Annotated in this window: 19 protein-coding genes; 5 read left to right on the forward strand and 14 right to left on the reverse strand. The window is 66.4% G+C overall.

Annotated features, from left to right (window positions below; genetic code table 11):
* Positions 1 to 78: 78 nt before the first annotated feature.
* The gene (locus RM50_RS10435) at positions 79 to 420 is read right to left on the reverse strand and encodes an L-rhamnose mutarotase (RefSeq protein ID WP_043452400.1); all 342 of its coding nucleotides are present in this window, start codon (positions 418 to 420) and stop codon (positions 79 to 81) included.
* Positions 421 to 570: 150 nt separating this feature from the next.
* Between RM50_RS10435 and RM50_RS10440 the strand changes: the two genes are divergently transcribed.
* Positions 571 to 1,593 (forward strand): LacI family DNA-binding transcriptional regulator, encoded by a 1,023-nt coding sequence (locus RM50_RS10440; RefSeq protein WP_043452401.1) that lies wholly within the window; start codon positions 571 to 573, stop codon positions 1,591 to 1,593.
* A gap of 13 nt (positions 1,594 to 1,606) precedes the next feature.
* Here RM50_RS10440 and RM50_RS10445 read toward each other — a convergent pair whose 3' ends face one another.
* On the reverse strand, positions 1,607 to 1,984 hold the full coding sequence (locus tag RM50_RS10445) for an STAS/SEC14 domain-containing protein (protein ID WP_043452402.1): 378 nt from the start codon (positions 1,982 to 1,984) through the stop codon (positions 1,607 to 1,609).
* Positions 1,985 to 2,262: 278 nt separating this feature from the next.
* Here RM50_RS10445 and RM50_RS10450 point away from each other — a divergent pair, with 278 nt between their 5' ends.
* The gene (locus RM50_RS10450) at positions 2,263 to 2,829 is read left to right on the forward strand and encodes a hypothetical protein (protein WP_043452403.1); all 567 of its coding nucleotides are present in this window, start codon (positions 2,263 to 2,265) and stop codon (positions 2,827 to 2,829) included.
* Between the two features lie 108 nt (positions 2,830 to 2,937).
* Here RM50_RS10450 and RM50_RS10455 read toward each other — a convergent pair whose 3' ends face one another.
* The 6 genes from RM50_RS10455 to RM50_RS10480 form a co-directional block, all read right to left on the reverse strand.
* Positions 2,938 to 3,591 carry a DUF1961 family protein gene (locus tag RM50_RS10455; protein WP_043452404.1) on the reverse strand — a complete coding sequence of 218 codons (654 nt, stop codon included), beginning with the start codon at positions 3,589 to 3,591 and terminating at the stop codon, positions 2,938 to 2,940.
* Entirely contained in the window at positions 3,592 to 4,284 is a 693-nt protein-coding gene (locus RM50_RS10460) for a rhamnogalacturonan acetylesterase (RefSeq protein ID WP_043452405.1), read from the reverse strand.
* A 24-nt stretch (positions 4,285 to 4,308) separates the two neighbouring features.
* Entirely contained in the window at positions 4,309 to 5,181 is an 873-nt protein-coding gene (locus RM50_RS10465; protein WP_043452406.1) for a carbohydrate ABC transporter permease, read from the reverse strand.
* Complete coding sequence (locus tag RM50_RS10470) at positions 5,181 to 6,155, reverse strand: ABC transporter permease (RefSeq protein ID WP_156133860.1); 975 nt, start codon at positions 6,153 to 6,155, stop codon at positions 5,181 to 5,183. Before RM50_RS10470 ends, RM50_RS10465 begins: the two co-directional genes overlap by 1 nt.
* On the reverse strand, positions 6,156 to 7,685 hold the full coding sequence (locus RM50_RS10475) for an extracellular solute-binding protein (protein WP_043452407.1): 1,530 nt from the start codon (positions 7,683 to 7,685) through the stop codon (positions 6,156 to 6,158). It abuts the gene before it with no gap.
* A 129-nt stretch (positions 7,686 to 7,814) separates the two neighbouring features.
* Positions 7,815 to 8,486, reverse strand: coding sequence for a YesL family protein (locus RM50_RS10480; protein WP_043452408.1), 672 nt, complete (start codon positions 8,484 to 8,486; stop codon positions 7,815 to 7,817).
* A gap of 253 nt (positions 8,487 to 8,739) precedes the next feature.
* Between RM50_RS10480 and RM50_RS10485 the strand changes: the two genes are divergently transcribed.
* On the forward strand, positions 8,740 to 9,945 hold the full coding sequence (locus RM50_RS10485) for a Gfo/Idh/MocA family protein (RefSeq protein ID WP_043452409.1): 1,206 nt from the start codon (positions 8,740 to 8,742) through the stop codon (positions 9,943 to 9,945).
* Positions 9,946 to 9,983: 38 nt separating this feature from the next.
* Entirely contained in the window at positions 9,984 to 13,220 is a 3,237-nt protein-coding gene (locus RM50_RS10490; protein WP_043452411.1) for a family 78 glycoside hydrolase catalytic domain, read from the forward strand.
* Here the strand turns inward: RM50_RS10490 and RM50_RS10495 are convergent.
* From RM50_RS10495 to RM50_RS10515, 5 genes are read right to left on the reverse strand one after another with little or no spacing between them, the layout of a single operon-like run.
* A complete protein-coding gene (locus RM50_RS10495) occupies positions 13,207 to 14,478 on the reverse strand; it encodes an MFS transporter (RefSeq protein WP_043452412.1) in 1,272 nt (423 codons plus the stop codon). The two genes, RM50_RS10490 and RM50_RS10495, sit on opposite strands and share 14 nt — an antisense overlap.
* Positions 14,479 to 14,480: 2 nt before the next feature.
* Positions 14,481 to 15,113 (reverse strand): hypothetical protein, encoded by a 633-nt coding sequence (locus tag RM50_RS10500; protein WP_043452413.1) that lies wholly within the window; start codon positions 15,111 to 15,113, stop codon positions 14,481 to 14,483.
* Between the two features lie 18 nt (positions 15,114 to 15,131).
* A complete protein-coding gene (locus tag RM50_RS10505) occupies positions 15,132 to 16,046 on the reverse strand; it encodes a carbohydrate ABC transporter permease (protein ID WP_043452414.1) in 915 nt (304 codons plus the stop codon).
* On the reverse strand, positions 16,043 to 16,996 hold the full coding sequence (locus tag RM50_RS10510) for a carbohydrate ABC transporter permease (RefSeq protein ID WP_043452415.1): 954 nt from the start codon (positions 16,994 to 16,996) through the stop codon (positions 16,043 to 16,045). Before RM50_RS10510 ends, RM50_RS10505 begins: the two co-directional genes overlap by 4 nt.
* A 50-nt stretch (positions 16,997 to 17,046) precedes the next feature.
* Positions 17,047 to 18,336, reverse strand: coding sequence for an ABC transporter substrate-binding protein (locus RM50_RS10515; RefSeq protein WP_043452416.1), 1,290 nt, complete (start codon positions 18,334 to 18,336; stop codon positions 17,047 to 17,049).
* A gap of 176 nt (positions 18,337 to 18,512) precedes the next feature.
* On the opposite strand from RM50_RS10515, the gene RM50_RS10520 reads away from it, so the two are divergent.
* Entirely contained in the window at positions 18,513 to 20,528 is a 2,016-nt protein-coding gene (locus tag RM50_RS10520; RefSeq protein WP_043452417.1) for a beta-galactosidase, read from the forward strand.
* A gap of 269 nt (positions 20,529 to 20,797) precedes the next feature.
* On the opposite strand, the gene RM50_RS10525 is transcribed toward RM50_RS10520, so the two are convergent.
* Complete coding sequence (locus RM50_RS10525) at positions 20,798 to 22,156, reverse strand: ABC transporter substrate-binding protein (RefSeq protein ID WP_043452418.1); 1,359 nt, start codon at positions 22,154 to 22,156, stop codon at positions 20,798 to 20,800.
* Positions 22,157 to 22,349 lie beyond the last annotated feature (193 nt).

A 22,349-nucleotide genomic window follows, 5' to 3' on the forward strand; every position in this document is an offset into this window, starting at 1 on the left:
GATGGTTCTTTCCGGTGTTTGAGCGTCTGTTTGCTGGTCTGCCTGGTGCCCCGCTGCTGGAGCCTGGTACTGCTGTGGTCAGTGGGAGCCGGCTGCTGCCAGCTGGCTGTCGAGGTTGAAGACTTCTTCAAGGACCTGGAACCCTTCATCGGGCGCCTGGCCGGAGTCTTCGAAGAGGGTGGCCATGTCCGCCTGCCAGCGGGCGTTGACCTCTGTCAGCGCCATGCGGGCGCGGGCGGCGTCGAAGTCGTCGCATTCCACGTAGCCCACCAGGAGCCCGTCCTCGGCCAGGAACAGCGAATAGTTGTGCCAGCCCGCCTCCTTGAGGGCGCGCAGCATATCTGGCCATACCGCGGCGTGGCGGCGCCGGTACTCGTCCATCAGCGCCGGCTGGATGGAGGAACGGAAACACACCCTCATCGGGACCCTCCTTCAAAGTTTCCAAAATTTGAATCGTTTCATTGGTACGATTCAAAGTACTCTTGGATTTGTTCGTGTGTCAAGCAATGGCAGAAACTTTTAATCCCCCGCGGACGAGGACAGCCGCGGGCAGACCAGCACGGAGAATCGATGAACCGCACAGCCAGTATCAAGGACGTTGCCGTCCACGCGAGCGTGGCCGTGGGAACCGTCTCCAATGTCCTGAATTATCCGGACCGGGTGTCGGAGCGGACCAAGGAACGCGTCCTGCGGGCCATCGACGAGCTGGGGTTTGTCCGCAACGACGCGGCCCGCCAGCTGCGCGTCGGCCACAGCCGCACCATCGGACTGATCGTCCTGGACGTCGGGAACCCCTTCTTCACCTCGGTGGTGCGGGCAGCGGAGGACGCCGCGGCACTGCAAGGCAGCGCGGTCCTGCTGGGCGACAGCGGCCACAATGCCGGCCGGGAGGCCAACTATATCGACCTCTTCCAGGAGCAGCGGGTCCAGGGCCTGCTGATATCGCCGGTGGGCGACGTCACGGACAGGCTGGACCTCCTCCGCGAGCGCGGCGTACCCACGGTCCTGGTGGACCGGCTGGCCGACGAATCCAAGTTCAGTTCCGTGGCAGTGGATGACGACGCCGGCGGGTACCTCGCAGCCCGGCACCTGCTGGACACCGGCCGCCGCCGGCTCGCCTTTGTCGGCGGCCCCACGTCCATCCGCCAGGTGGCGGACCGCCTCCAGGGCGCCCGGCGGGCGGTGAAGGAGGAACCGGACGCCACGCTTGAAGTGCTGGACTCCGAGGGCCAGACGGTCCTGGCAGGCCGCAGCGTGGGCGACATGCTGGTGGAGCGGGGCCGGGAGGAGCTGCCGGAGGGCATCTTCTGCGCGAACGACCTCCTGGCGCTGGGCGTCATGCAGTCCCTGACCATGACCCACACCTTCCGCATCCCGGAGGACGTGGCGCTGATTGGCTATGACGACATCGACTTCGCCGTCTCAGCCGTGGTGCCGCTCTCCTCCATCCGCCAGCCCACCGAACTGCTGGGCCGGACAGCCATTGAACTGCTGTCCGAGGAAGTGGAGTCCCGGAATCCTGTGCATCGGGCCGTGGTGTTTACGCCCGAGCTGGTGGTCCGGCAAAGCACGGCTACGCCAGACGCCGGCTGATCCCCGGGTCCGGCTACTTTCCGGTCTGCTGCAGCCATTTCATGGATTCGTCCCGTGAAGTAAAGAAGCGGGTGGGGCAGGGCGGTATGTGGACGCCCAGGAAGAAGTTCGCGATGATCCGGTCCACCGGGCTCGACCCGAGGAGGGCGATGCGGTTGGCCGCGCAGGGGATTGAAAAGACCGAACGGGCCTGGATGCTGACGTTTTCCGTGGTGGCCATATCCACCAGCATCGGGTAGCTGCCCTCCCCGGCGAGCCGGTTCACGGCAGCCATCGCCGCCTTCGCATCCTCCGCCTCGATCCGGACCTTCGGTTCCCAAATGAGGTGGATGACGCCGTCGGAGCGCAGCTCCACGGTGCCCTTGCCGCCGTCGACCGTAACGGGCTCCATCCCCCGCCTCCCTCCAGTGGGCAGTTCCTGAACTCCTCTATCTTGCCTCAGCCGGGGAAATCAGCACGAGCCGGCACCAGGGTTGACTCATCAGCATGCTTACTAATACGTTGGTCCACGTGCCGTGGTCCGGATCACGTGCCGGTCCACGCGTCGCGGCCCGCAGGGCTGCATCAACAACTGCATTTGGAAGAAACATCTCCGCCGGGATTCTCCATGGGGGCGGGATTCCGGGGGTTCACTGCGCCGCAACCCGGCGCTGAAAGGATTAACCGAAAATGCGAACCAAGGTCTCAGCTTCGATCACCGCCGTCGCCCTCTCCGGCGCCATGCTCTGTGGCATGGCAGGCCCGGCGACAGCCGCCGCACCGGCGGCTCCTTCGGCCACCTCACAGTCCTCACAGGTTGCCGGCGTTACGGGAACCATCAACCAGACCATCGACGGCGTGGGCACCTTCGCCGGCTCATTCACCCCGTCCGGATTCAGCGTCCAGGACGGCCAGCTGATGGTCACCGGGCTGGTTGAAGGAACGTTCACCAACCTCGCTGGCGTTGCCACTCCGGTCAGCCAGACGGTGACCACCACCGCGGCCGCCGCGCCGACGACCAACGCGGCAACGGCCTCGGGCGGAGGCTGCGACGTCGTGAACCTCGTCCTCGGCCCGCTGCACCTGGATGTCCTGGGGCTTAATGTCGACCTGAACCAGGTGGTGCTGGACATCGTCGCGCAGTCGGGCGCGGGCAAGCTGGTCGGCAACCTTCTTTGCGCCGTTACCGGGCTCCTTGACGGCGGCAACGGGCTGAGCGGCCTGGCCAACCTGCTCAACAGGCTCCTCGGACTCTAGTTTCCGCAAGAGCCGTAGAACAACGGATGCGGCATCAGGCGGACGGTTCCCCTGGGAGCCGTCCGCCTCCCCGCATAGCCAAGAGCCCGGCCGCCGCAAGCCTTCCGGCTACAGCTTCTCCACCACCAGGTTGCGGTAGGCGGCCCGGAGCGGGGCCATCTGGCGGAAGCCCACCCGGCCGCCGCGCAATACCTTTTCCGAGGCATCCCGCCATTCGAAGAGGCACAGCCCGTTGATGGAAAACGCCACGTGCGGCCCGTCCTTCACCACGTCCAGCCGGTAGAAGTCCACGGCGTCTTCGGCGGGCGGCAGCGGGTCCGCGCCCTGGGCCACCAGCTCGAAGCCTGCACTCTTGCGCAGGTTGCACGTCCGGAAGGCGCGCTCTGATTCGTACTTGTGCCGGAAGTAGGAGACGTGCAAAGCATCGATGTCCCCCGAGTGGTACTGCGGATAGTAGCCCGTCCGGGGCGCGAGCTTGGGGCTGAAGAGGTCCAGCCCGTGATGCCCCGTGGCGGCGAAGAACAGCATGGCCAGGCCGGGCTCCGCGAGGGGCAGGAACTCCCAGCTGATCCGGATGCCGTCCGGAAACTCCTCGGGGCACCAGAAGGTCCAGTGCGCATGATCACCGAATTCCCGGTCGTCGAGTGCACCCGACAATGCCAGCGTGCCGCCGTGGCTGCCCAACGCGACCGGCCCTTCCTGCACCCACCCCGCAACGTCTCCCGGTCCTGCCAGCGGGTTGCTGTAGAGGATGCTTCCCACCTAGCCGCGTCCCGCCGTCGGGCTCGAGGCCAACGCCCTTGGCCCGTAGCCCAGCCGCTCCAGCGCCCAGGCCACCTCGCCGGCCACCAGCGCGGCGCCCCGCTGCGAGAAATGAGTGTTGTCTGCCAGGCCGTCCGGCCAGTGCGCATGTTCCCCCGGGGCGAAGTGGCAGAAGAGATCCCGCGAACCCTCCCGGCCCAGCCGGACGTAAAGGTCCCGGGTCCAGGCGTTGAGGTCGATCACTGCGGTCCGCAGCTCCAAGCCAAGTTCACGGACCACGTCCGGATAGTCTTCGAGGCTTTCCTCGAGGACAGCGTCCGACGGCGGCACGGCCAGGAAGTGCCGCCGCTCCACCGGAGTGCACAGCACCGGAACGGCGCCCGCCGAGCGCACCTCCCCCACCATCGTGCGAAGGTTCGCTGCATACCCGGTACGGGCCGCCAGGTGCTGCTTCTTCTGGTCGTTGTGGCCGAACTGGACGAGTACAAGGTCCCCGGGCCCCGCGCCGGCGAGAAGCCCGGCCCACAGCCCTTCGTCACGGAAGGATTCGGTGCCCGCGCCGCCCTTGGCATAGTTGTGGACCGGGCCCCACGTGTACGTCAGCGGGGCAAGCCGTGCTCCCCAGCCGCTCATGGGGAACTCGTGCGTGGGACAGGTGGCCACGGTGGAGTCCCCGGCCAGGAGGATCTTCATGGTGTCCTTTCGTCGGACGGTGGATTAGCCCTTGACGGAGCCAATGAGCATGCCCTTGGCAAAGTGCTTTTGCAGGAAGGGATAGAAGATGAGGATGGGCAGGGTGGCCACCACGATCACGGCGAACTTGATCCCCTGTTCCGGCGGGATGTAGTTCGGGTCCACGTTGCCGGTGCCCAGCAGGTCCGAGGCCGCCGTAACCTGCCGCAGGTACATCTGCAGGGTCCATTTGGAGTTGTCGCTGAGGTAGAGCAGGGGCGACATGAAGTCGTTCCAGATGCCCACCGCATAGAAGAGCGCAAAGGTGGCCAGGACCGGCTTGGACAGCGGCAGCAGGATCCGCCACAGGATCCCGATCTCGGTGGCCCCGTCCATCTTGGCCGATTCTTCAAGCTCCGCGGGGAGTTCCTGGAAGAAGTTCTTGATGATGATCAGGCTGAACGGGTTGATGGCCGCCGGCAGGATCAGGGCCCAGTACGAGTTGAGCAGTCCCAGGTCCTTGACCAGCAGGAAGGTGGGGATCATGCCGCCGGAGAACACCATGGCGAACACCACCAGGGAAAGGATGACGTTCCTGCCCCGCAGGGTCTTCTTGGCCAGCGGATAGGCCATGGTCACTGTGAAGGCGAGCTGGACCAGGGTACCCACCGCGGTGACCAGGACGGTGGTCACCAGGGCGCGGATGAACGCCGGAGTGGCAAAAATGTACTCGTAGGAGCCCAGGGTGAACTGTTCCGGCCAGACGAAGAACGCCCGCCGGGTGATCTCCGCTTCCGAGGCGAAGGAGCCGGCGAAGACGTAGACGAACGGCAGCAGCGTGACGATGCCGATCAGGGACAGGAACACGTAGTTGGCGGCGTCAAAGATCCGCCCGCCGCGGGTGTTGTGGATTTTCATTAGAACAATCCGCTCTGGTTGAATCGCTTGGCCAGCCAGTTGGTGCCGAAGATCAGTACGATGCCCACCACGGACTTGAACAGGCCGACGGCGGTGGAGTAGCTGTAGGCGCCCTGGGTAATGCCCACGAAGTAGACATAGGTGTCAAAGACATCCGCAACTTCACGGTTCAGGGCATTGGTCATCAGGTAGATCTGCTCGAAGCCGGTGTTGAGCATCTGCCCGATCGCCAGGATCAGCATGACGATGATGGTGGACCGGATTGCCGGCAGGGTGATGTGCCAGACCCGCCGGAACCGGCCCGCACCGTCGATGATCGCCGCCTCATACTGGTCCTGGTCCACGGTGGCGAGGGCGGCCAGGAAGATGATGGTGCCCCAGCCCGTGTTCTTCCAGATTTCCTGCAGCACAATCAGGGGCCGGAACCAGGCCGGGTCCGACAGGAAGTCGATGTCGGTGCCCATGACGGTGTTCAGCAGCTGGAACAGCGGGCCGATGTCCAGGGCGAACAGCAGGAAGCTCAGGGACGCCACGATGGTCCAGGACAGGAAGTGCGGGATGTACACCAGGGTCTGCACGGTGCGCTTGAGGATGGACAGCCGGACTTCGTTCAACAGCAGTGCCAGGACGATGGTCAGCGGGAACGCCACGCCAAGGTTGAGGAAGGCCAGGATCAGCGTGTTGCCCAGCAGCCGGGGGAAGTCCGGGTTGGCGAAGAAGTCTTCGAAGTTCCGCAAGCCCACCCAAGGGCTGCCGTTCACGCCAAGGAACGGGACGTAGTCCTTGAATGCGATGGACACCCCGTACATGGGGGCGTAGCGGAACACCGCGAAGTAGGCCACGCCCGGCAGCAGCAGCAGGTAGAGCCACTTGTAGTGCGCGAAGTGGACGGAGAACCTCCCCCGGTTCCGCGGAGCGGTTGCGGACGTGCGCACCCGCTCCCCGGCCAGGGGGTCGATGACAGGGGCTGCCATTTACTTGTTGTCCTGCCAGAGCTTGTTGATCTCTTCCTTGACCTTGTTGCCGCCGCTGGTGTCCCACAGCTTGATGGCGTCCTTGAGGCCCTGCTCGTCGATCTGGCCGGCCAGGTACTTGATGCGCGCGTCGGCAACGATGTTGTCCAGCTGGGCGCCCTTGGCCACGTAGGTTTCGGAGACGTAGGGAGCGGCCGGGTTGTAGACGGCGCTCTTGAGGTCCTCCGCCATCACTTCGGTGCGCTTGTCGAAGACCTGCTGCTCGTAGTCCGAGGGCTGCTTCACGGGGTAGAACTGGTTGCCGGCCACGTTCATGCCCAGCTGCGCGTAGCTCTTGATGTCCGTGGTGACTGCCTTGCCTTCGGGGGTTTCGGGCTTGATGGTTGCGGCCTTGCCGTCCTCCACCGCGAAGTTCACGCCTTCGATGCCGTTGTTCAGCAGGACAGCCACGTCCTTGCCGTTCATGGTGTTCAGGAATTCCAGGACCTTGTCCAGCTCAGCCTCGGTCCTGACGCTTGCCTTGGGGATGGCCAGGAAGCCGGAGTAGCCATCGGTGGGGTGGGCATGCAGTTCGCCGTCCGGGCCTTCGAGGTTGCCCACGAAGCCCACCTTGTTCTGGAAATTGTTGGGATCCGCCTGCTTGAAGAGGTTGATGAGGACACTGACCCGGGAGTCGACGTCGACGATGATGCCGCCCTTGCCGTTGAGGAAGGGTTCATTCCATTTCGTGGAGTCAAACGTGGCGAAGTCCGGGTTGATCAGCTTCTCGTCCACCATCTTCTTGATGAAGCGGTCGGCCTCGAGGAACTCGTCGGTTTCGAAGCTGGGGACCAGCTTTCCGTCGCGTTCGGTCCACCGGTTCCCGGCGCCGTACCATTCCTCGATCAGGTCGTAGGGGCTGTTGGTACCCAGGGCGCCCCACTTGGGGATGGTGATGCCCCAGGTGTCGTTCTGGCCGTTGCCGTCCGGGTCCTGCTCGGTGAAGGCCTTGGCAACCTTGTACAGGTCTTCCGTGGTCTTGGGCGGCTGCAGGCCCAGCTTGTCCAGCCAGTCCTGGCGGAACATCACGGCGGCGCGCATTGGTGAGCGGCCCCGGAAGACGCCGTAGACCTTGCCGTTGACGCTGGCATTCTTCTGGATATCAGGGAACGTGGTCTTCAGGTTGGGGTACTTGTCCAGCTTGCCGGTGAGATCCCAGAACGCCCCTGCCTGCGCGTTCTTGACGAAGCCGGGGGTCTTGCCCTGGATCACCATGACCTGCGGGAGGTCCGAACCCGCAAGCGTGATATTGGTCTTGTCCTCATAGGAGGCATTGGGTGCCCAGTTGATCTTGACCTGCTTGCCCGTGAGCTCCTCCAGCTTCTTCTGGACGGCGCCGTCCGCGCTGGGCGGCTGCGCTTCAAGGAACGGGGCCATGATGGTGACGGACGTGAGGTCGGCGGCCGGGGCGTCACCTCCGCTGCAGGCGGTGAGGGTCATGGCCGTGGCGGTGGCGACGGCGGCAGCAAGGGACAGTTTCCTACGGATCATAATGTTCCTGTTCCACTTCGTTGGGGCGCGCCAAGCGGGTTGGCGCAGCAGATTGATACGTTTCATTAATCGCGCCGCCGGCGGGCGCCAGCGGCTCACGGCAGTCGCGGCGGCAGCCGGCGCCGGGCTTCAGCCGCCGGCTGCTGCCCGCAGGGCAGGGGTGGCGGCGGCAGTTCCGGCCGCCCCTGCAACCGACTGGTCATTGGCGGCAAAGAACCGGTCGCAGAGCCATCCCGTGACGTACAGCCAGGCTCCGATGCTGAAGAACGGGACCAACCCGGGAAGGGTGCTGCCGGCGTACACCGCAGCGGCGGAGACAAAGAGCAGGACGACCGTCCCGGCAAGATGCCGCACCGCAAACCGGGATGACATCAGGAGGTACTGCGGCAGCGCCAGGTGGTACCGGGCATACATCGGGAACACATAGCAGGCGCTCCCCGCCAGGAAGACCGCCAGGACAGGGATCCCGGCCGCCATGAATTGCGGGAAGATTCCCCGCATGCCGGAAAAGTAGTTCCAGTTCAGGGCCAGCGCGGCGGCGACGGCCATGATCGGCAGCGCAAGTGCGTTTGCCCTGAAGAAGTTCCGGAAGTACGCGGAGGCGAAGCCGCGCAGCAGGGGTGCGGCGTCCCCGGCGGCCCGCCTGCGGACCAGTATCTGCGCGGCGGCAGTGGCCGGACCTGCGCCGAACACCCCTGCGCCCAGGAGGGCAAAGGCGATCCACAGCAGGTTCAGGCCCGCAATCCATACAAGCGTGTCGAAAAACGAGTAGGCACGTGCACTGAAGGTCCCGGACAGCATGGCAGGGCTCCCTTCTGTTCTCCATCGTTGCAGAGGCGAAGCGGAAAGTGTCCCGCATCACGCTGGTAATCGGTTTCTCGAAAATCTAGACCGCCTTCGGCCGCAGGTCAAGCAGATTTTTGAATCGTTACATAGCTGGACTCGGCGCCGCCCCATACCGCACACTAAAAGGTGGAAAGCGCTTGCTGGCCGAGGCGCGGGCTGGATGCAGGTGCCCGGCTTTGCTGGGCAGCGCCGGGCAGAACGGAGAACCATGGGAACGGCAATGGAAGCCGCCGGCAGAGACGCCGGAACAGCAGCAACGGCAGCCGCAAGGGTCGCCCTGGTGGGCGTGCACGGCTTCGGCACCCACCACTTGCGGAACCTCGAACGGCTCCAGTCGGCCGGGACCGTTGAACTCGTGGCCGTGGCCGATCCGCAGCCGCCGGCACCCGGGGGCGTCCCGCCGTCGGCCGCTGTCTACCCGGGGCTCGACGACCTCCTCGAGGCGACGCCGGACCTGGACGTCATCATCGTTGCCACGCCCATCCAGACCCACGCCCCGCTGGCGCTGGCCGCCCTGAACACGGAAGCGGAACTGTACCTCGAGAAGCCGCCGGTCGCTTCCCTGGCGGACTTCAACCGTCTTGCCGACGCCGCCGGACAGTCCGGCCACGGGGTGCAGATCGGATTCCAGAGCCTCGGCTCACACGCGCTGACGGCGATAGAGCAGCTACTGGCCGCCGGAACCATTGGCACGCTGGAGGGCATTTCCGCCACCGGCCGCTGGGTCCGGGACAGGGCGTACTTCAAGCGCTCCCGCTGGGCAGGAAAGCGGAGCATCAATGGGGTTGACGTGGTGGACGGCGTCGCCACCAACCCCCTGGCCCACGCCGTGGCCACCGCCCTCCGGATTGCCGGGGCACGCACCACGGCGGACGTGGCCTCCGTGGAGACGGAGCTGTACCGCGCCAACGACATCGAATCGGACGATACATCGGTCATCCGCATCCGCACCGCCACCGGGCTGCCCATCACCTGCGCCCTGACCATCTGCGCCCCGGAGTCCGTGGAGCCGTATGTCACCCTCCAGGGCTCCGCCGGGACGGCTGTCTTCCACTACACGGAGGACCGAGTGACGGTGGAGACGGCGGACGGGCGCACGGAGGAAACCTACGGCCGTGACGACCTGACGGAGAACCTCCTGGCCCACCGACGCAACGGGAGTCCTCTCATCAGCAGCCTGCTGGACAGCGGCGCCTTCATGCTGGTCCTCGAAGCCGTCCGCACGGCGCCCCTCCCGGCCCCCATCGATCCCGCCCACGTCCGGTGGGAGGGCGACGGCGACGCCGGCCACGCGGTGGTGGACGGGATCGAGGAGGTGCTGGAGCGGGCGGGCCGGCAGCATGCCACCTTCAGCGAGCTCGGGCTCCCCTGGGCTGCCGCCGCCCCCACCACCTTCCGGTTTCCTGCCTCCTGATGGGATTGCAGGAGCCGCTGCCATCCGGATCAGCAAAAGTGTCCGGGGACAGTGCCCCGGCCGGCGTCGGCGGCCTCTACGCGGCCAGCCTCCTGACGGAGGGGCTGTCCCATTGCCTCACCGCCTCCCCATCCCCCACCTTCGGGTGGCAGCTGGGACAGGACGACGACAACGATCCCGCCCTTTCGCGGCAAGCCGGCTACGAGCTTGAGGTCCGCGACGCCCAGGGCGCCGTTATCTGGAGTTCCGGACCGCTGGCCTCGGCCTCACAGTGCGGCGTCCCGTACGGCGGACCGGCACTCGGTGACGACGCGGACTACAGCTGGCGTGTCCGCATCGCGGATGCCGCCGGGGTTCCCGGGGCCTGGTCGGACCTTGCACCCTTCAGCACCGGCCTGACGGATGCTGCCTGGCAGGCCGGGTGGATATGCCGGGCTCCGGGCGGACGAGCACCACTGGAACTCTTCGATCGGGCACTCCGCGTGGCGGGGTCGCCGTTCCTGCCGTTCCCCTGCCCCGCACTTTCCAGTGTCAGGCTTGACGCCCGGCTGCGTCCCGTGATGGGTCGGGCCGGGCTGCTCCTGCGCAGCAGCGGTGCCGGAACAGGCCTGCTGCTGGAGCTGGGCCCCACGGGGGACGTGGTTCTTCGCCGCGCCCCGGTGTGGGAAATCCCCTCCCCCGCCGTGCCGGACACCGACGTGCTGGCGTCCGCGCAGGCGGCCCCGGCACTTGGTTCGTGGCGTGAGCTCACCGTCAGCGACGACGGCCGGATGATCCGTGTCGCCGTGGACGGTGCCGAACTGCTGGTGGTTGATGAGCCGGCCGAGGGGGCTGCAGGCACCCCCGCCTTCCACCAGGGGCCGCGGAGCCAGGCAGAGTACGCGGCGCTGCGCGTCACGGGCGCCGCTCCCGGCCAGGGCGAAACAGTGCTGCTGGACCACCGCTTCGACCACGGCACAGCAGAAGCATTCCCGGCAGGCTGGCCCCGGCTCACCGGCCACCGCCAGCCCGACGAATGGACCCTGTTCCGTGCGGCCATCCCGCTCACCGGCACGGTCCGCCGCGCCCGGCTTTACGCGGCAGCCCACCACCAGGCCCAGTTCTCCGTGGCAGGGACGCCCTGCCTCAGCACCACGTCGTTCGGCTACCCGGGCGAGGGATATTACGACGCCGCCGACATCACCGGACTGCTGGCCGGGCACCCCGCTGACACCCCCGTTCCCGTCACGGCGCTGCTGCACTGGTACGGCCCAGGCCAGGGACGTGCCGCAGGCAGCCCCGGGCTCCTGGTCCGGCTCACGGTGGACTACGACGACGGCCGCCGCGAAGTCCTCGTCTCGGGCCCGCGCTGGTCTGCCGGCGAAGCCCCCTACCGCCAGTCGGGCTACCGCAACGACGAGGGTGATCCCGTCGAACACCTTGACGGCCAGGCCGCGGCGTCCCCCACGGTTGACGACTGCCTGGCCGCCGCTGTCAGCTCCGGCGCCCACCCGTCGTCGGACTTTCCCCGGCTGCACCCCCGCCGGACGTTCCTGGCCGGGGACTTCGTGGCACCGCAGCAGTTCCTGACCGCCGATGACGGCACCCTGGTGGCGGACTTCGGCCGGGTGGTTCCCGCGCGGCCGGAGGTCGACTTCCTGGCCGGAGTTCCCGGCCGCACCATCATGCTGCGCGCCGGCTACGTCCTCCGCCCCGACGGAAGGGTGGACGCCGGGAAGACCGCCAGCCAGAACACGGACATGTCCTTTCCCTACACCCAGGCCGCCGGACCGCAGCAGTACCGGGCATCGGTGCACCTAGGCTTCCGCTACCTTGAGCTGCCGGGCATTGATGCGGCGGAGGTGTCCCGCGTCGGCGCCGTCACCGTGCACGGCAGCCATCCCGGCGAAGGCAGCTTCAACAGCTCGGACCCCGCCCTGGACGCGGTATTCCGGCTGCTCCGCGACTCAGCGCTGTACGGCGTCCAGGAGCAGTTCGTGGATACGCCCACGCGGGAAAAGGGCCAGTTCCTGGCAGATGCGGCCAACATCTCGTACGCCACCATGGCCTTGTTCGGCGAACGTTCCTACACAGCCCAGGCGCTGCGGGAGTTCGCGTGGTCCGCCCGCCGCTATTGGACTGCCGCCGGGGAAAAGGGCCGCTACAACGCCGTCTACCCCAACGGAGACGGCAAGCGCGACATCCCGGATTTCTCCCTGATGCTGCCGGAGTGGGCGGAGGAGTACCACCTGCGTTCCGCAGACCTGGCCCTCATCCGCGAACTGCTCCCCCACCTGCACGACACGGCGGACTACGCCCTGTCCTGCATTCCCGCAGAAGGCCCGACGGCGGGACTGGTCACCGACCTGGGCGGCGGCTCCGGCCCCTACCTGCACGGCATCGTGGACTGGCCCGCACCCGGCCGGTACGGCTACGACATGGAATGCGCGGCGAAGACCACCGTCAATGCCCAGGCCTGTTCGGCGCTGATGTCCACAGCCCGCCTCTGCAGCGCGGCAGGCGATGAGGACGCTGCGGTCCGCTATGTCGCCGCTGCCCGAAGACTGGCAGCGGCCATCCGGGCACGCCTGCGGGTGGGCGGCGTCATGGTGGACGGCCTCCACGCCGACGGCACCCCCAGCGCCCACGGTTCGCAGCACGCCACATCCTTCCCGCTCTCACTCGGCATCACCGCTCCGGAGGACGCGGCGGCGGATGCCGCGCGGATCGCCGCGATGGGCATGCGGCAGGGGCCCATGACGGTGCACCGGCTGGTCCGCGCGCTGGCAGGCCAGGGGTTGATGGACGCCGTGCTTGACCTGCTCACCACCAAGGAACAACCCGGCTGGGCGCGGCTGCTGGACCGCGGGGCCACCTTCACCTGGGAAGCCTGGGACCTGGAGGACGGCAGCGACTACAGCCAGTCGCACGCGTGGTCGGCGTCGGTGGTCAAGGAGATCCTGGAGTACCTGCTGGGCGTCCGGTACAGCACGCCGGGCGGCAGCGAGGTAGTGGTGGAGCCCCCGCTCTGCCGACTGGCGCATGCCCGCGGCAGCGTCCCCGTGGCCAACGGCTATGTCCAGGCCGGTTGGCGCCGGCGGGGCGAACTGGTAGAGCTGGAGTGCACCGTTCCGCCCGGCACCACCGCAACCGTCCGGCTGCCCGCCGGCACCTATGGGGTCAAGGGGCCCGCTGCGGATGCCGCCGTCGTGGTTTCCGCACCGGAAGGCCGCGCGGACGGCGCCATCAGGGACTTCCGGGTGCACGCCGGGACGTGGAGCTTTACCCCGGCGTAGCAGCCCGCCGTCGCCGCCCGTGCCACCACAGCAGCAGACCCACGACGGCGGCGGACAGCATGCCCAGGCCGCCGGTGGCCACCAGGCCGGCCCGGACGCCGAACTGCTCGGTCAGCCACCCCGCCAGGAGGCCCCCGCAGGCATGCCCGCCCAACAGGAGCGGCAGGTACAGGGCCATGACCCGGCCGCGGATGGCGGGACCGGCTTCAAGCTGGACGGCCGTGGCGGCTGAGGTCAGGAACAACAGCGTCATCACGCCCACCACCAGCAGCATGGCCACAAACAGTGCCAGGGTGGGCATCAGCGCGGCCACCAGCTGGGACAACCCGAACAGGCCCGCCGCGGCCACGATGCCCTTCCGGCCCATGGTGCCCAGCCGGGCCGCCAGGAGCGCACCGGCCAGGGCACCCAGGGCGCTGACCGTGTTGAACAGGCCAAACCCTTCCACCCCGTTGTGCCACACGCGCTCGGCAAAGGCGGCAAGGACCACCGGCCCGTTCATCCCGAAGGCACCCAGGAGGCCTGCGAGCAGGATCAGGAGGAGCAGCCGCGGCCGTTCGCGGACATACCGGAAGCCGGCAAGGACCTGGCCCCTGCCCCTTTCGGCCGGTGCGCCGGGGTGAAGTTCGTGCAGCCTGATGCCCGCGATCAGGCCGAGCACGCCCATCCCGATCAGGGCGTTCACCGCGAACGCGGCGGCCGGTCCTGCCTGGGCTATCACCACGCCGCCCAGGGCAGGGCCGGCCATGGCCCCCAGTTGGGACAGGGCGTTATTGAGTCCGATCGCCGGGCGCAGGGCGGCGTCGCCCACCACTTCATTGACGAAGACCTGGCGTGTGGGCTGGTCCACTGCGGCGGTGACGCCCAGCGCGATGCAGCCGGCGTAAACCACCCAGACGGTCAGCGAGCCGCTTGCCGCCCAGGCCGCAAGCCCCAGGCCGAGCAGCACAATGATGGACTGGCAGACCATCATGATCCGGCGCTTGGGGAAAATGTCCACTACGAGCCCGGCAAGTGGCCCCACCACCAGCATGGGCAGGAACTGCAGCGCGACGGCGGCACCCACCGCCGCGGGACTGCCGGTCAGCTGCAGTACCAGCCAGTCCTGCGCCAGCCGCTGCATCCAGACGCCAAGGCTGCCGGCCAGCTGCATGGCCAGGAAGAGGCGGTAGTTGTGTTGTTTGAGGGGGTGGTACCAGCGGGGCCGGGCGGTGCGGGGACTGGCGGCGGGTTCGGAACGGGTTCGTCGGGAAGGCACAGCTACCGGAGGGTGCGGCGGGAACGGAGTTTGACCGCGGCCGCGGCGAGGATCAGGGTGCCGGGGACCACGACGAAGAGTGCGGCGAGCATCCAGACGAACACCACGACACAGAACAGGGCGGCGGCCAGCAGCAGTGACCCGGTCCAGTCGCGCAGGGAGACGTCCTTGCCTGTCTGGAGGGCCTGGTGCCACGTGTCCTTGCCGGTGGACTGGCTGGTCTGGCTGTCGGACCAGGCGGACGCGGTGCGCAGGAGCAGGATGGCTGCCCCGGCGGCGAGGACCAGGGTGGCGGGCAGGACGATCTCACGGCCGGGGAGCTGCCCCACCCAGGCGAGCAGGAGGTTAAGAAGAATCACGACGGCGGCTGCCGCCGTCGTGATGCCCAGTTTCCAGCTGCCGGGCAGGGCGGCCTTGAACAGGCCCCAGAGGCCGCGGATCGAATCGTCCCTGCCGTTAAGGTGCCGGTCAAGGTGTGCGGTGCCGGCGGCGTAGGCGGCCGGGATGGTGACCAGCGGGATGGACAGCACCAGCACCAGCACGCCGGCCAGGAGGGTTTCGGAAAACAGGGCGAACCGGTTCACCGGGATGGGCTCGCGCCCGGGGGCGGGTGTGGTGCTGTCCATGGTGCTCATATTCTGTCCTGTTGTCCGTCAGCCTTTGAGGCCCTGGGTGGAGACGCCTTCGACGATGTAGCGCTGGAAGATCAGGAAGAAGACCAGCACGGGGAGCAGCGCCAGGACGGACATGGCGATCATGGCGCCGTAATCCGAGGACTGGGTCTGGTCCACGAAGAGCCGCAGGGCCAGCGGCAGAGGGTATTTCTCCGGGGTGTTCAGGTACAGCAGCGGGCCCAGAAAGTCGTTCCAGCTCCAAATGAAGGAGAAAATCGAGGTGGAAATCAGGGCCGGCTTCATCAGCGGGAGCATGATGGAGCCGAAGATCCGGGCGTGCCCGGCACCGTCGATGCGTGCTGCCTCGTCCAGTTCTGCCGGCAGGCCGCGCATGAACTGGACCATGAGGAAGACGAAGAACGCGTCCCCAGCCAGGAACTTGCCGATCAGCAGCGGGACGTAGGTGTCCACCAGGCCCAGCTGCTGGAAGATGATGTACTGCGGGATGATCACCACGTGGAACGGCAGCAGCAGGGTGGCGATCATCATGCCGAAGAACAGGCTGCGGCCGGGGAAGTTGATCCGGGCGAACGCGTACGCGGACACTGACGCGGAGAGGATGGTGCCGATGACGGCGCCGAGGGCCAGGATCAGGGAGTTGGTGAAGAACTGCAGGGTGGATACCCCGCCGATCCCGTCCATCGCGGTGACGAAGTTGTCGAAGCTGAAGTTGTTGGACCACAGGGACGTGTTCTGTCCGCCGATTTCGGAGTTCGGCTTGAACGACGAGGCAATCATCCACAGCCCGGGGTAGAGCACGATCGCGGTGAGGATGAGGGCCACAGCGTGGAAGATGGCGCTCTTGGCGCGTTTGGCGCCGATCGACTCGGACTTCGGGTTGTAGGCCGGGGCCGTGTCCGGGGTGGACTGGGTGGGGGTTGCCATGGTTGTCATCGTGAATCACCGCTGTAGTGGACCCAGGACTTGGACGTGCGGAAGAAGATCAGCGTGATGATGCCGACCACGATCACCAGCAGCCAGGCCATCGCCGAGGCGTAGCCCATCCGGAAATCGCTGAAGCCGCGCAGGTACAGGTACAGGGTGTAGAAGAGGGTGGATCCGGCGGGGCCGCCTTCACCGTTGGAGATGATGTAGGCCGACGCGAAGATCTGGAACGCGTGGATGGTCTCCATCAGCAGGTTGAAGAAGATCACCGGGGAGAGCATGGGCCAGGTGATGTTGAAGAACTTGCGCACCGGGCCGGCACCATCCATGGACGCCGCCTCGTAGAGCTCGCCCGGGATCTGCTTGAGGCCGGCCAGGAAGATCACCATCGGGGCGCCGAACTGCCACACCGTGAGCAGGATGAACATCGGCATGGTCATGGCCGGGTTGCCCACCCAGCCGCCAAGGTTGATCCCGAAGAAGGACAGGCCCTGGTCCACCGGGCCGGAATCGCCGAACATCGCCTTCCAGACAATGGCGATGGAAACGGACGCGCCGATCAGGGACGGGGCGTAGAAAGCGGACCGATAAAAGCCCTGGCCGCGGCGCTTGCTGTTCAGCAGCATCGCCACGGCCAGGGCCGCCGCGAGCTTCAGCGGGGTACCGAAGACGACGTAGCCCACTGTCACGCCCACGGACTGCAGGAAGCGCTCGTCCTGGAACAGTGTGGCGTAGTTGTCGAAGCCGATCCACTTGGGCGGCTCGAACAGGTTGTAGTTGGTGAAGGACAGGTACAGCGAGGAAATCATCGGCCCCACGGTGAGGGCGATGAACCCCAGCAGCCAGGGCAGCAGGAAGGTATAGCCGGCACGGGCATCCGCTCCCCGCTGCCGCGGCTTGCGCGGCAGCGGGGCGGCGGGCGACGCCGAACGCCTGCTCAGGGTTGGGCTTTGAGTCACGAGTTCATTCCGTCAGTAGTGGAACCTGGATGGGAGGCCATGGTGCCGGGTCAGGCGTTCTGCTTGATGAGGTCTTCGGCTTCCTTGAACCAGGCGTCCGCGGCACCGTCGATGGTGAGCTTGCCGTAGTTCAGGTCCGAGGCAATGCGCTTGAAAGAGGCTTCAAGGGTGCCGAAGCCAACGATGGGCGGCTCGGGCGCGTCCTTGAGGTACTTTTCGATGGACTTCTCGTAATCGACCACCAGCTTGTCGGTGCCTTCGAAGGTGGTACCGTCGCGCTGGGTCTTGGAGGCGGGAACACCGCGGGAGGTCTTGAAGATCTGGCCCACCTCGGGATCGTTGACCATGAAGTCGATGAAGCGGGCGGCGGCATCCTTGAACTTGGTCTTGGCGCTGGCCACCATCAGCATGGACGGTTTGAGGAACAGGCCCAGGTTGTCCTGGTCGTCGGACGGAACCGGGACCAGCTTGAGTTCCTTGGCGCCGCTGTCGGCCAGGTAGCCGGCCATGAAGTTGTCCCAGGTGACTTCGGTGGCCGTGACGTTGGAGCCGAACGGGGACTTGGGCTGAAGCTGGGTCACGCGGTCCTCGGGAACGATGCCGCCCGTGCCGCGCAGTCCCGCAGTGAGGTTCCACCACTTCTTCAGGTCGTCCTTGCTGAAGCCCAGCTTGCCCTCGGACGTAAAGGCCTGGATCTTGTTCTGGCGCAACCAGATGTTGAACATCCACCACACCCCGGTGTAGTCGGTGCCGCCAAACAGTGCACCGTTGCTCTTGGCGCCCACCTGGCTCAGGAAGTCGTTGAATTCCTTGTAGGTCCAGCTGCCGTCCGGCTCGGCAATGCCCAGCGAGGCCAGTTTGGCGGGGTCGTAGTAGACGGCGAAGGCGTTGGTGCTGGTGGGGATGCCGTAGGTCTTGCCCTTGATCTGCCCGGAGGGCAGCAGGGACTTTTCGAAGGCGGAGGTATCGATCTTGACCGTGCTGAGGTCCAGGAGCTGGTTGCGCTGGCCGTAGTCACGCAGGTAGGACAGGTCCCACTGCATGACGTCCGGCAGGCCGCCGCCGGCAGCCTCGGTGGCGCGCTTTTGCCAGTAGCCGGCAAAGTCGGTGAAGTTGCCGTTGACCTTGATGTCCGGGTTCTTCGATTCGAACAGCGCGATCGCCTTCCGGGTCCGCTCTGCGCGGTCGTCGTTGCCCCACCAGGTGTAGTTGATGGTGACGGGCTTCTCGGCGGTTCCGGTCTGGCCGGAAGAGCCGGATCCGGAGCCGCATGCCGAAAGGGCGGCGGCAGATGCGGTGCCGACAGCCACGGTGGTGAGGAAATGCCTTCTGTTGATCACGGGAGCCTCCTTGCTCGATGTGTGCTACGCCTTGTCTCGGCCTACAACGTGGGTAGTGAGCTGGCTTACACGGCTTCTGAAACGATACAATAGCGGCATTCCAGAAATTGGGCAAGCGTTTTCCAAAGGTCTGATATCTGTCGTGTTCCACCTCTTCCAGTAGACAAAGGAGTCCCATGACATCGCAGGAAACCAGCCGCCCCGGAAGCATATGGAACAAGGCCGGGGGCATCGCGTTCGGCGGCGATTACAACCCCGAACAGTGGCCCGTCAGCGTCCGGCTTGAGGACCTGGACTTGATGCAGGAAGCCGGTGTGAACTTCCTCAGCGTCGGGATCTTTTCCTGGGCCCTGCTGGAACCGGCCGAGGGGCAGTACGACTTCGGCTGGCTGGATGAGGTCATGGACAACCTCGCGGGCATCGGCGTGAAGGTCGCCCTGGCCACCGCCACGGCCGCTCCCCCGGCCTGGCTGGTCCGCAAGCATCCGGAAATCCTGCCGGTCACGGCTGACGGAACCGTGCTGGGGCCGGGCTCACGGCGGCACTACACACCGTCGTCGGCCGCCTACCGCCGCTATGCCACCGGAATCACCCGTGTCCTGGCCGAACGGTACAGGGCCCACCCGGCCCTTGCCCTGTGGCACGTGGACAACGAACTGGGCTGCCACGTCTCGGAGTTCTATGGGGAGGAGGACGCCGCCGCCTTCCGTGGCTGGCTGGAACGCCGCTACGGGACCATCGATGCCCTGAATGCCTCCTGGGGCACGGCATTCTGGTCCCAGAACTATGGCTCCTTCGACGAGATCCAACCTCCCGCCGTCGCGCCGTCCACGCTCAACCCGGGCCAGCAGCTGGACTTCCAGCGGTTCAGCTCCTGGGCGCTGATGGACTACTACCGGGAGCTGGTGGCCGTCCTGCGTGACGTGACCCCGGACGTTCCCTGCACCACCAACCTGATGGCGTCAAGTGCCACCAAGTCCATGGACTACTTCGACTGGGCCAAGGACCTGGACGTCATCGCCAACGACCACTACCTGGTTGCGGCGGACCCCGAACGGCATGTCGAACTCGCGTTCAGCGCAGACCTCACCCGTGGCATTGCGGGCGGCGAGCCGTGGATCCTGATGGAACATTCGACGTCGGCCGTGAACTGGCAGCCCCGCAACCAGCCCAAGATGCCCGGCGAGATGCTCAGGAATTCGCTGGCGCACGTGGCCCGCGGGGCAGACGCCGTGATGTTCTTCCAGTGGCGGCAAAGCTTCGCTGGCTCCGAGAAGTTCCACTCCGCGATGGTGCCGCACGGCGGCCGGGATACGAGGGTGTGGCGGGAGGTGGTGGAGCTGGGCGCCGCCCTGAAACGGCTGGAGCCGGTGCGCGGGTCCCGGGTCCGGTCCCGTGCTGCCATTGTCTTTGACTACGAGGCGTGGTGGGCCAGCGAGATTGATTCGAAGCCCAGCGTCGACGTGAAGTACCTGGACCTGCTGCGGGCGTTCCACCGCGCCCTGGTCCTGCGCGGGATCTCCGTGGACCTGGTCCACCCTTCAGCGTCGCTGGAGGGCTACGACCTGGTGCTGGTGTGCACGCTGTATGCGGTTTCGGATGGGGACGCCGCCAACATCGCTGCTGCCGCCGCTGCCGGTGCCACGGTGCTGGTGAGCTACTTCAGCGGGATCGTGGACATGCAGGACCATGTGCGGCTGGGGGGTTATCCCGGGGCTTTCCGTGAGCTCCTCGGGGTACGGGTGGAGGAGTTCCATCCGCTCCTTGCCGGCGGCCAGCTCAGGTTGAGCGACGGCGCGGTGTCATCGGTCTGGAGCGAGCACGTCCACCTGTCCGGGGCTGAGGCCATCCAGACCTTCACCGGGTATCCGCTGGAAGGCGTTCCGTCGCTGACCCGGCGTGCCGTGGGTTCGGGTGCCGCCTGGTACCTCGCCACCTTCCCGGACCGGGACGGGATCGAGTCGCTGCTGGACCGGCTGCTGGCGGAGTCCGGGGTATCCCCCGTTGCCGCCGCTGATCCTGGCGTGGAACGTGTGCGCAGGTTCGCTCCGGACGGGCAGAGCTTCCTGTTCGCGATTAACCACACCCGCTCGGAGGCTGCAGTGGAAGCCTCCGGGACCGACCTGCTGACGGGTAAGGCGTTCACGGGCACGGTTCCTGCAGGCGGCGTGGCGGTGGTGGCGGAGGGTTAGGCCCGCGTTCCGGGAAGTTCGACCACACTGACCGGCCGTCCCGGGGCACTTTGACCGCGTTTTCGGTGTACGTGACGACGGCGGCCGGCATGTCCGTGTCGAAGTGCCCCGTTTCGGACGGCTTGCGCCAGGGAGTTCTCCCGGCCTTAAACAGCCCTGCCCGGCAGGAACCGTTGGTTCCTGCCGGGCAGGGCTGCCACCCGCCGTCGGACGTCTGGGATGGGGAGGCATCCATCCGATCTGTCCGGAGCCGTGTTGGCGGGGTAGGACTAGCTGCTGATGGCGGACTTCATTTCGTCCGTCGCTTTCTTGCCGGCTTCCTCGGGGGAAAGCCGCTCGAACAGGACTTCCGAGGTGTAGCGTTTGATGATTTCCTGGATTGCTCCGGCGCCCTTGGGCGGCGGGGCCGGGGCCTCGCCGAGTTCATCCTTGATCTGGTCGATGAACGTGACCACCTTGACGTCGGCCGGGGTCAGTTTCGGCTGGATGGCTGCGCGGACCTCCGAGTTCGGGTAGACGCCCCGGTCGGCCAGGAGAGCCTCACCGGCTTTGACGTTGTTGGTCAGGAAGTTGATGAACTTGGCTGTCTCCTGCGGGTGCTTGGTCCGCGAGGATGCCGACCAGAACTGCGAAGCCTTGTACCAAAGCTGGGCGTCGGCCGCCGACCCGGTCTTCGTGGGGAACCGCAGGATCTTCAGGTCTCCGCCGCTGGCCTTTTCCAGCGCCGGCGCCTGGTTGGACCACCAGAACGCCATGCCGTTCTTCCCGGTCGCCAGGCCGCTTTGGTCAAGCGGCGCAGCTTCGGCTTCCACGACCTCGGACGCGGAGGGCACTGCCTTCTTCTGGCTCAGCTCCTTCAGGAACGCCCACCATTCGGCGATGTCGCCCGGCTCGAAACCGAGCTTGCCATCGGCCGTGTACAGTGACTTGCCGTTCTGCCGCAGCCACACACCCAGCGAAGCCTCGTCGGTACCGTATGCTGCTGCGCCGTAGGTCCCCTTGGGGGATTTGGCGGTGATTTCGGCGGCGATGCGGCCAAAGTCGTCCCATGTCCACTTTGAGTCGTCAGGCAGGGGAACCCCGGCGGCCTGGAAGACGGCGGGGTTGGCCAGGATCGTGGCGGCGTTGATGCCGGCGGCGATGCCCGTCAGCCCCTTTTCGCCTTTGCCGGCGTTCAGTGCAGCCTCGTCCAGCTTGGACGTGTCGATGTCGTACTTGGACAGGTCCAGGAGGGCGCCACGACTGGAGTACTCAGTGATGTACTTTTCATCCATTTGGATGATGTCGGGGGCATCGTTGGCCGCCACCTGGGTGGCGAGCTTGTCCCAGTAGCCGCTCCAGTCCCCGAATTCCGGCTTGATATTGATCTTGGGGTTCTCTGCCTCGAACTGCTTGATGGCTTCCTGGGTCAGCTGGGCGCGTTTGTCGCCGCCCCACCAGGAGAAGCGGAGCTCCACGGTCCCGTCGGCGTTCTGCGGTGCTGATCCTCCTCCGCAGGCGCTGAGGGCCATCACGGCGGCCACTGCAGCGGCGACAACGGCGGCCTTACGGGGTCGGCGCCTGGCGCCTGATGTTGGTGCCCCTGCATGCTGCGTGGCAGCGGATGCAGGTCGGGGAAAAAGCGGCACTGTCTACTCCGATCTTCGTTGATCCTGGTGCGGTGGGTTTCCGGGTTGCGGTTGGGGTGCTTCACCGCCCCTCGAAGGGCGGCCCGGACGTTCTGAAAGCGCTTTCTGACTCTAGATACTACAAGTAGGAAACTTGTATTACAAGAGCTTTCTCCAACCGGCACCGCCGCTAATAATTGCGGCGGACAGCCGA

Origin of the sequence: Pseudarthrobacter phenanthrenivorans (genome assembly GCF_000813845.1) — a bacterium.
GTDB lineage: Bacteria > Actinomycetota > Actinomycetes > Actinomycetales > Micrococcaceae > Arthrobacter > Arthrobacter phenanthrenivorans_B.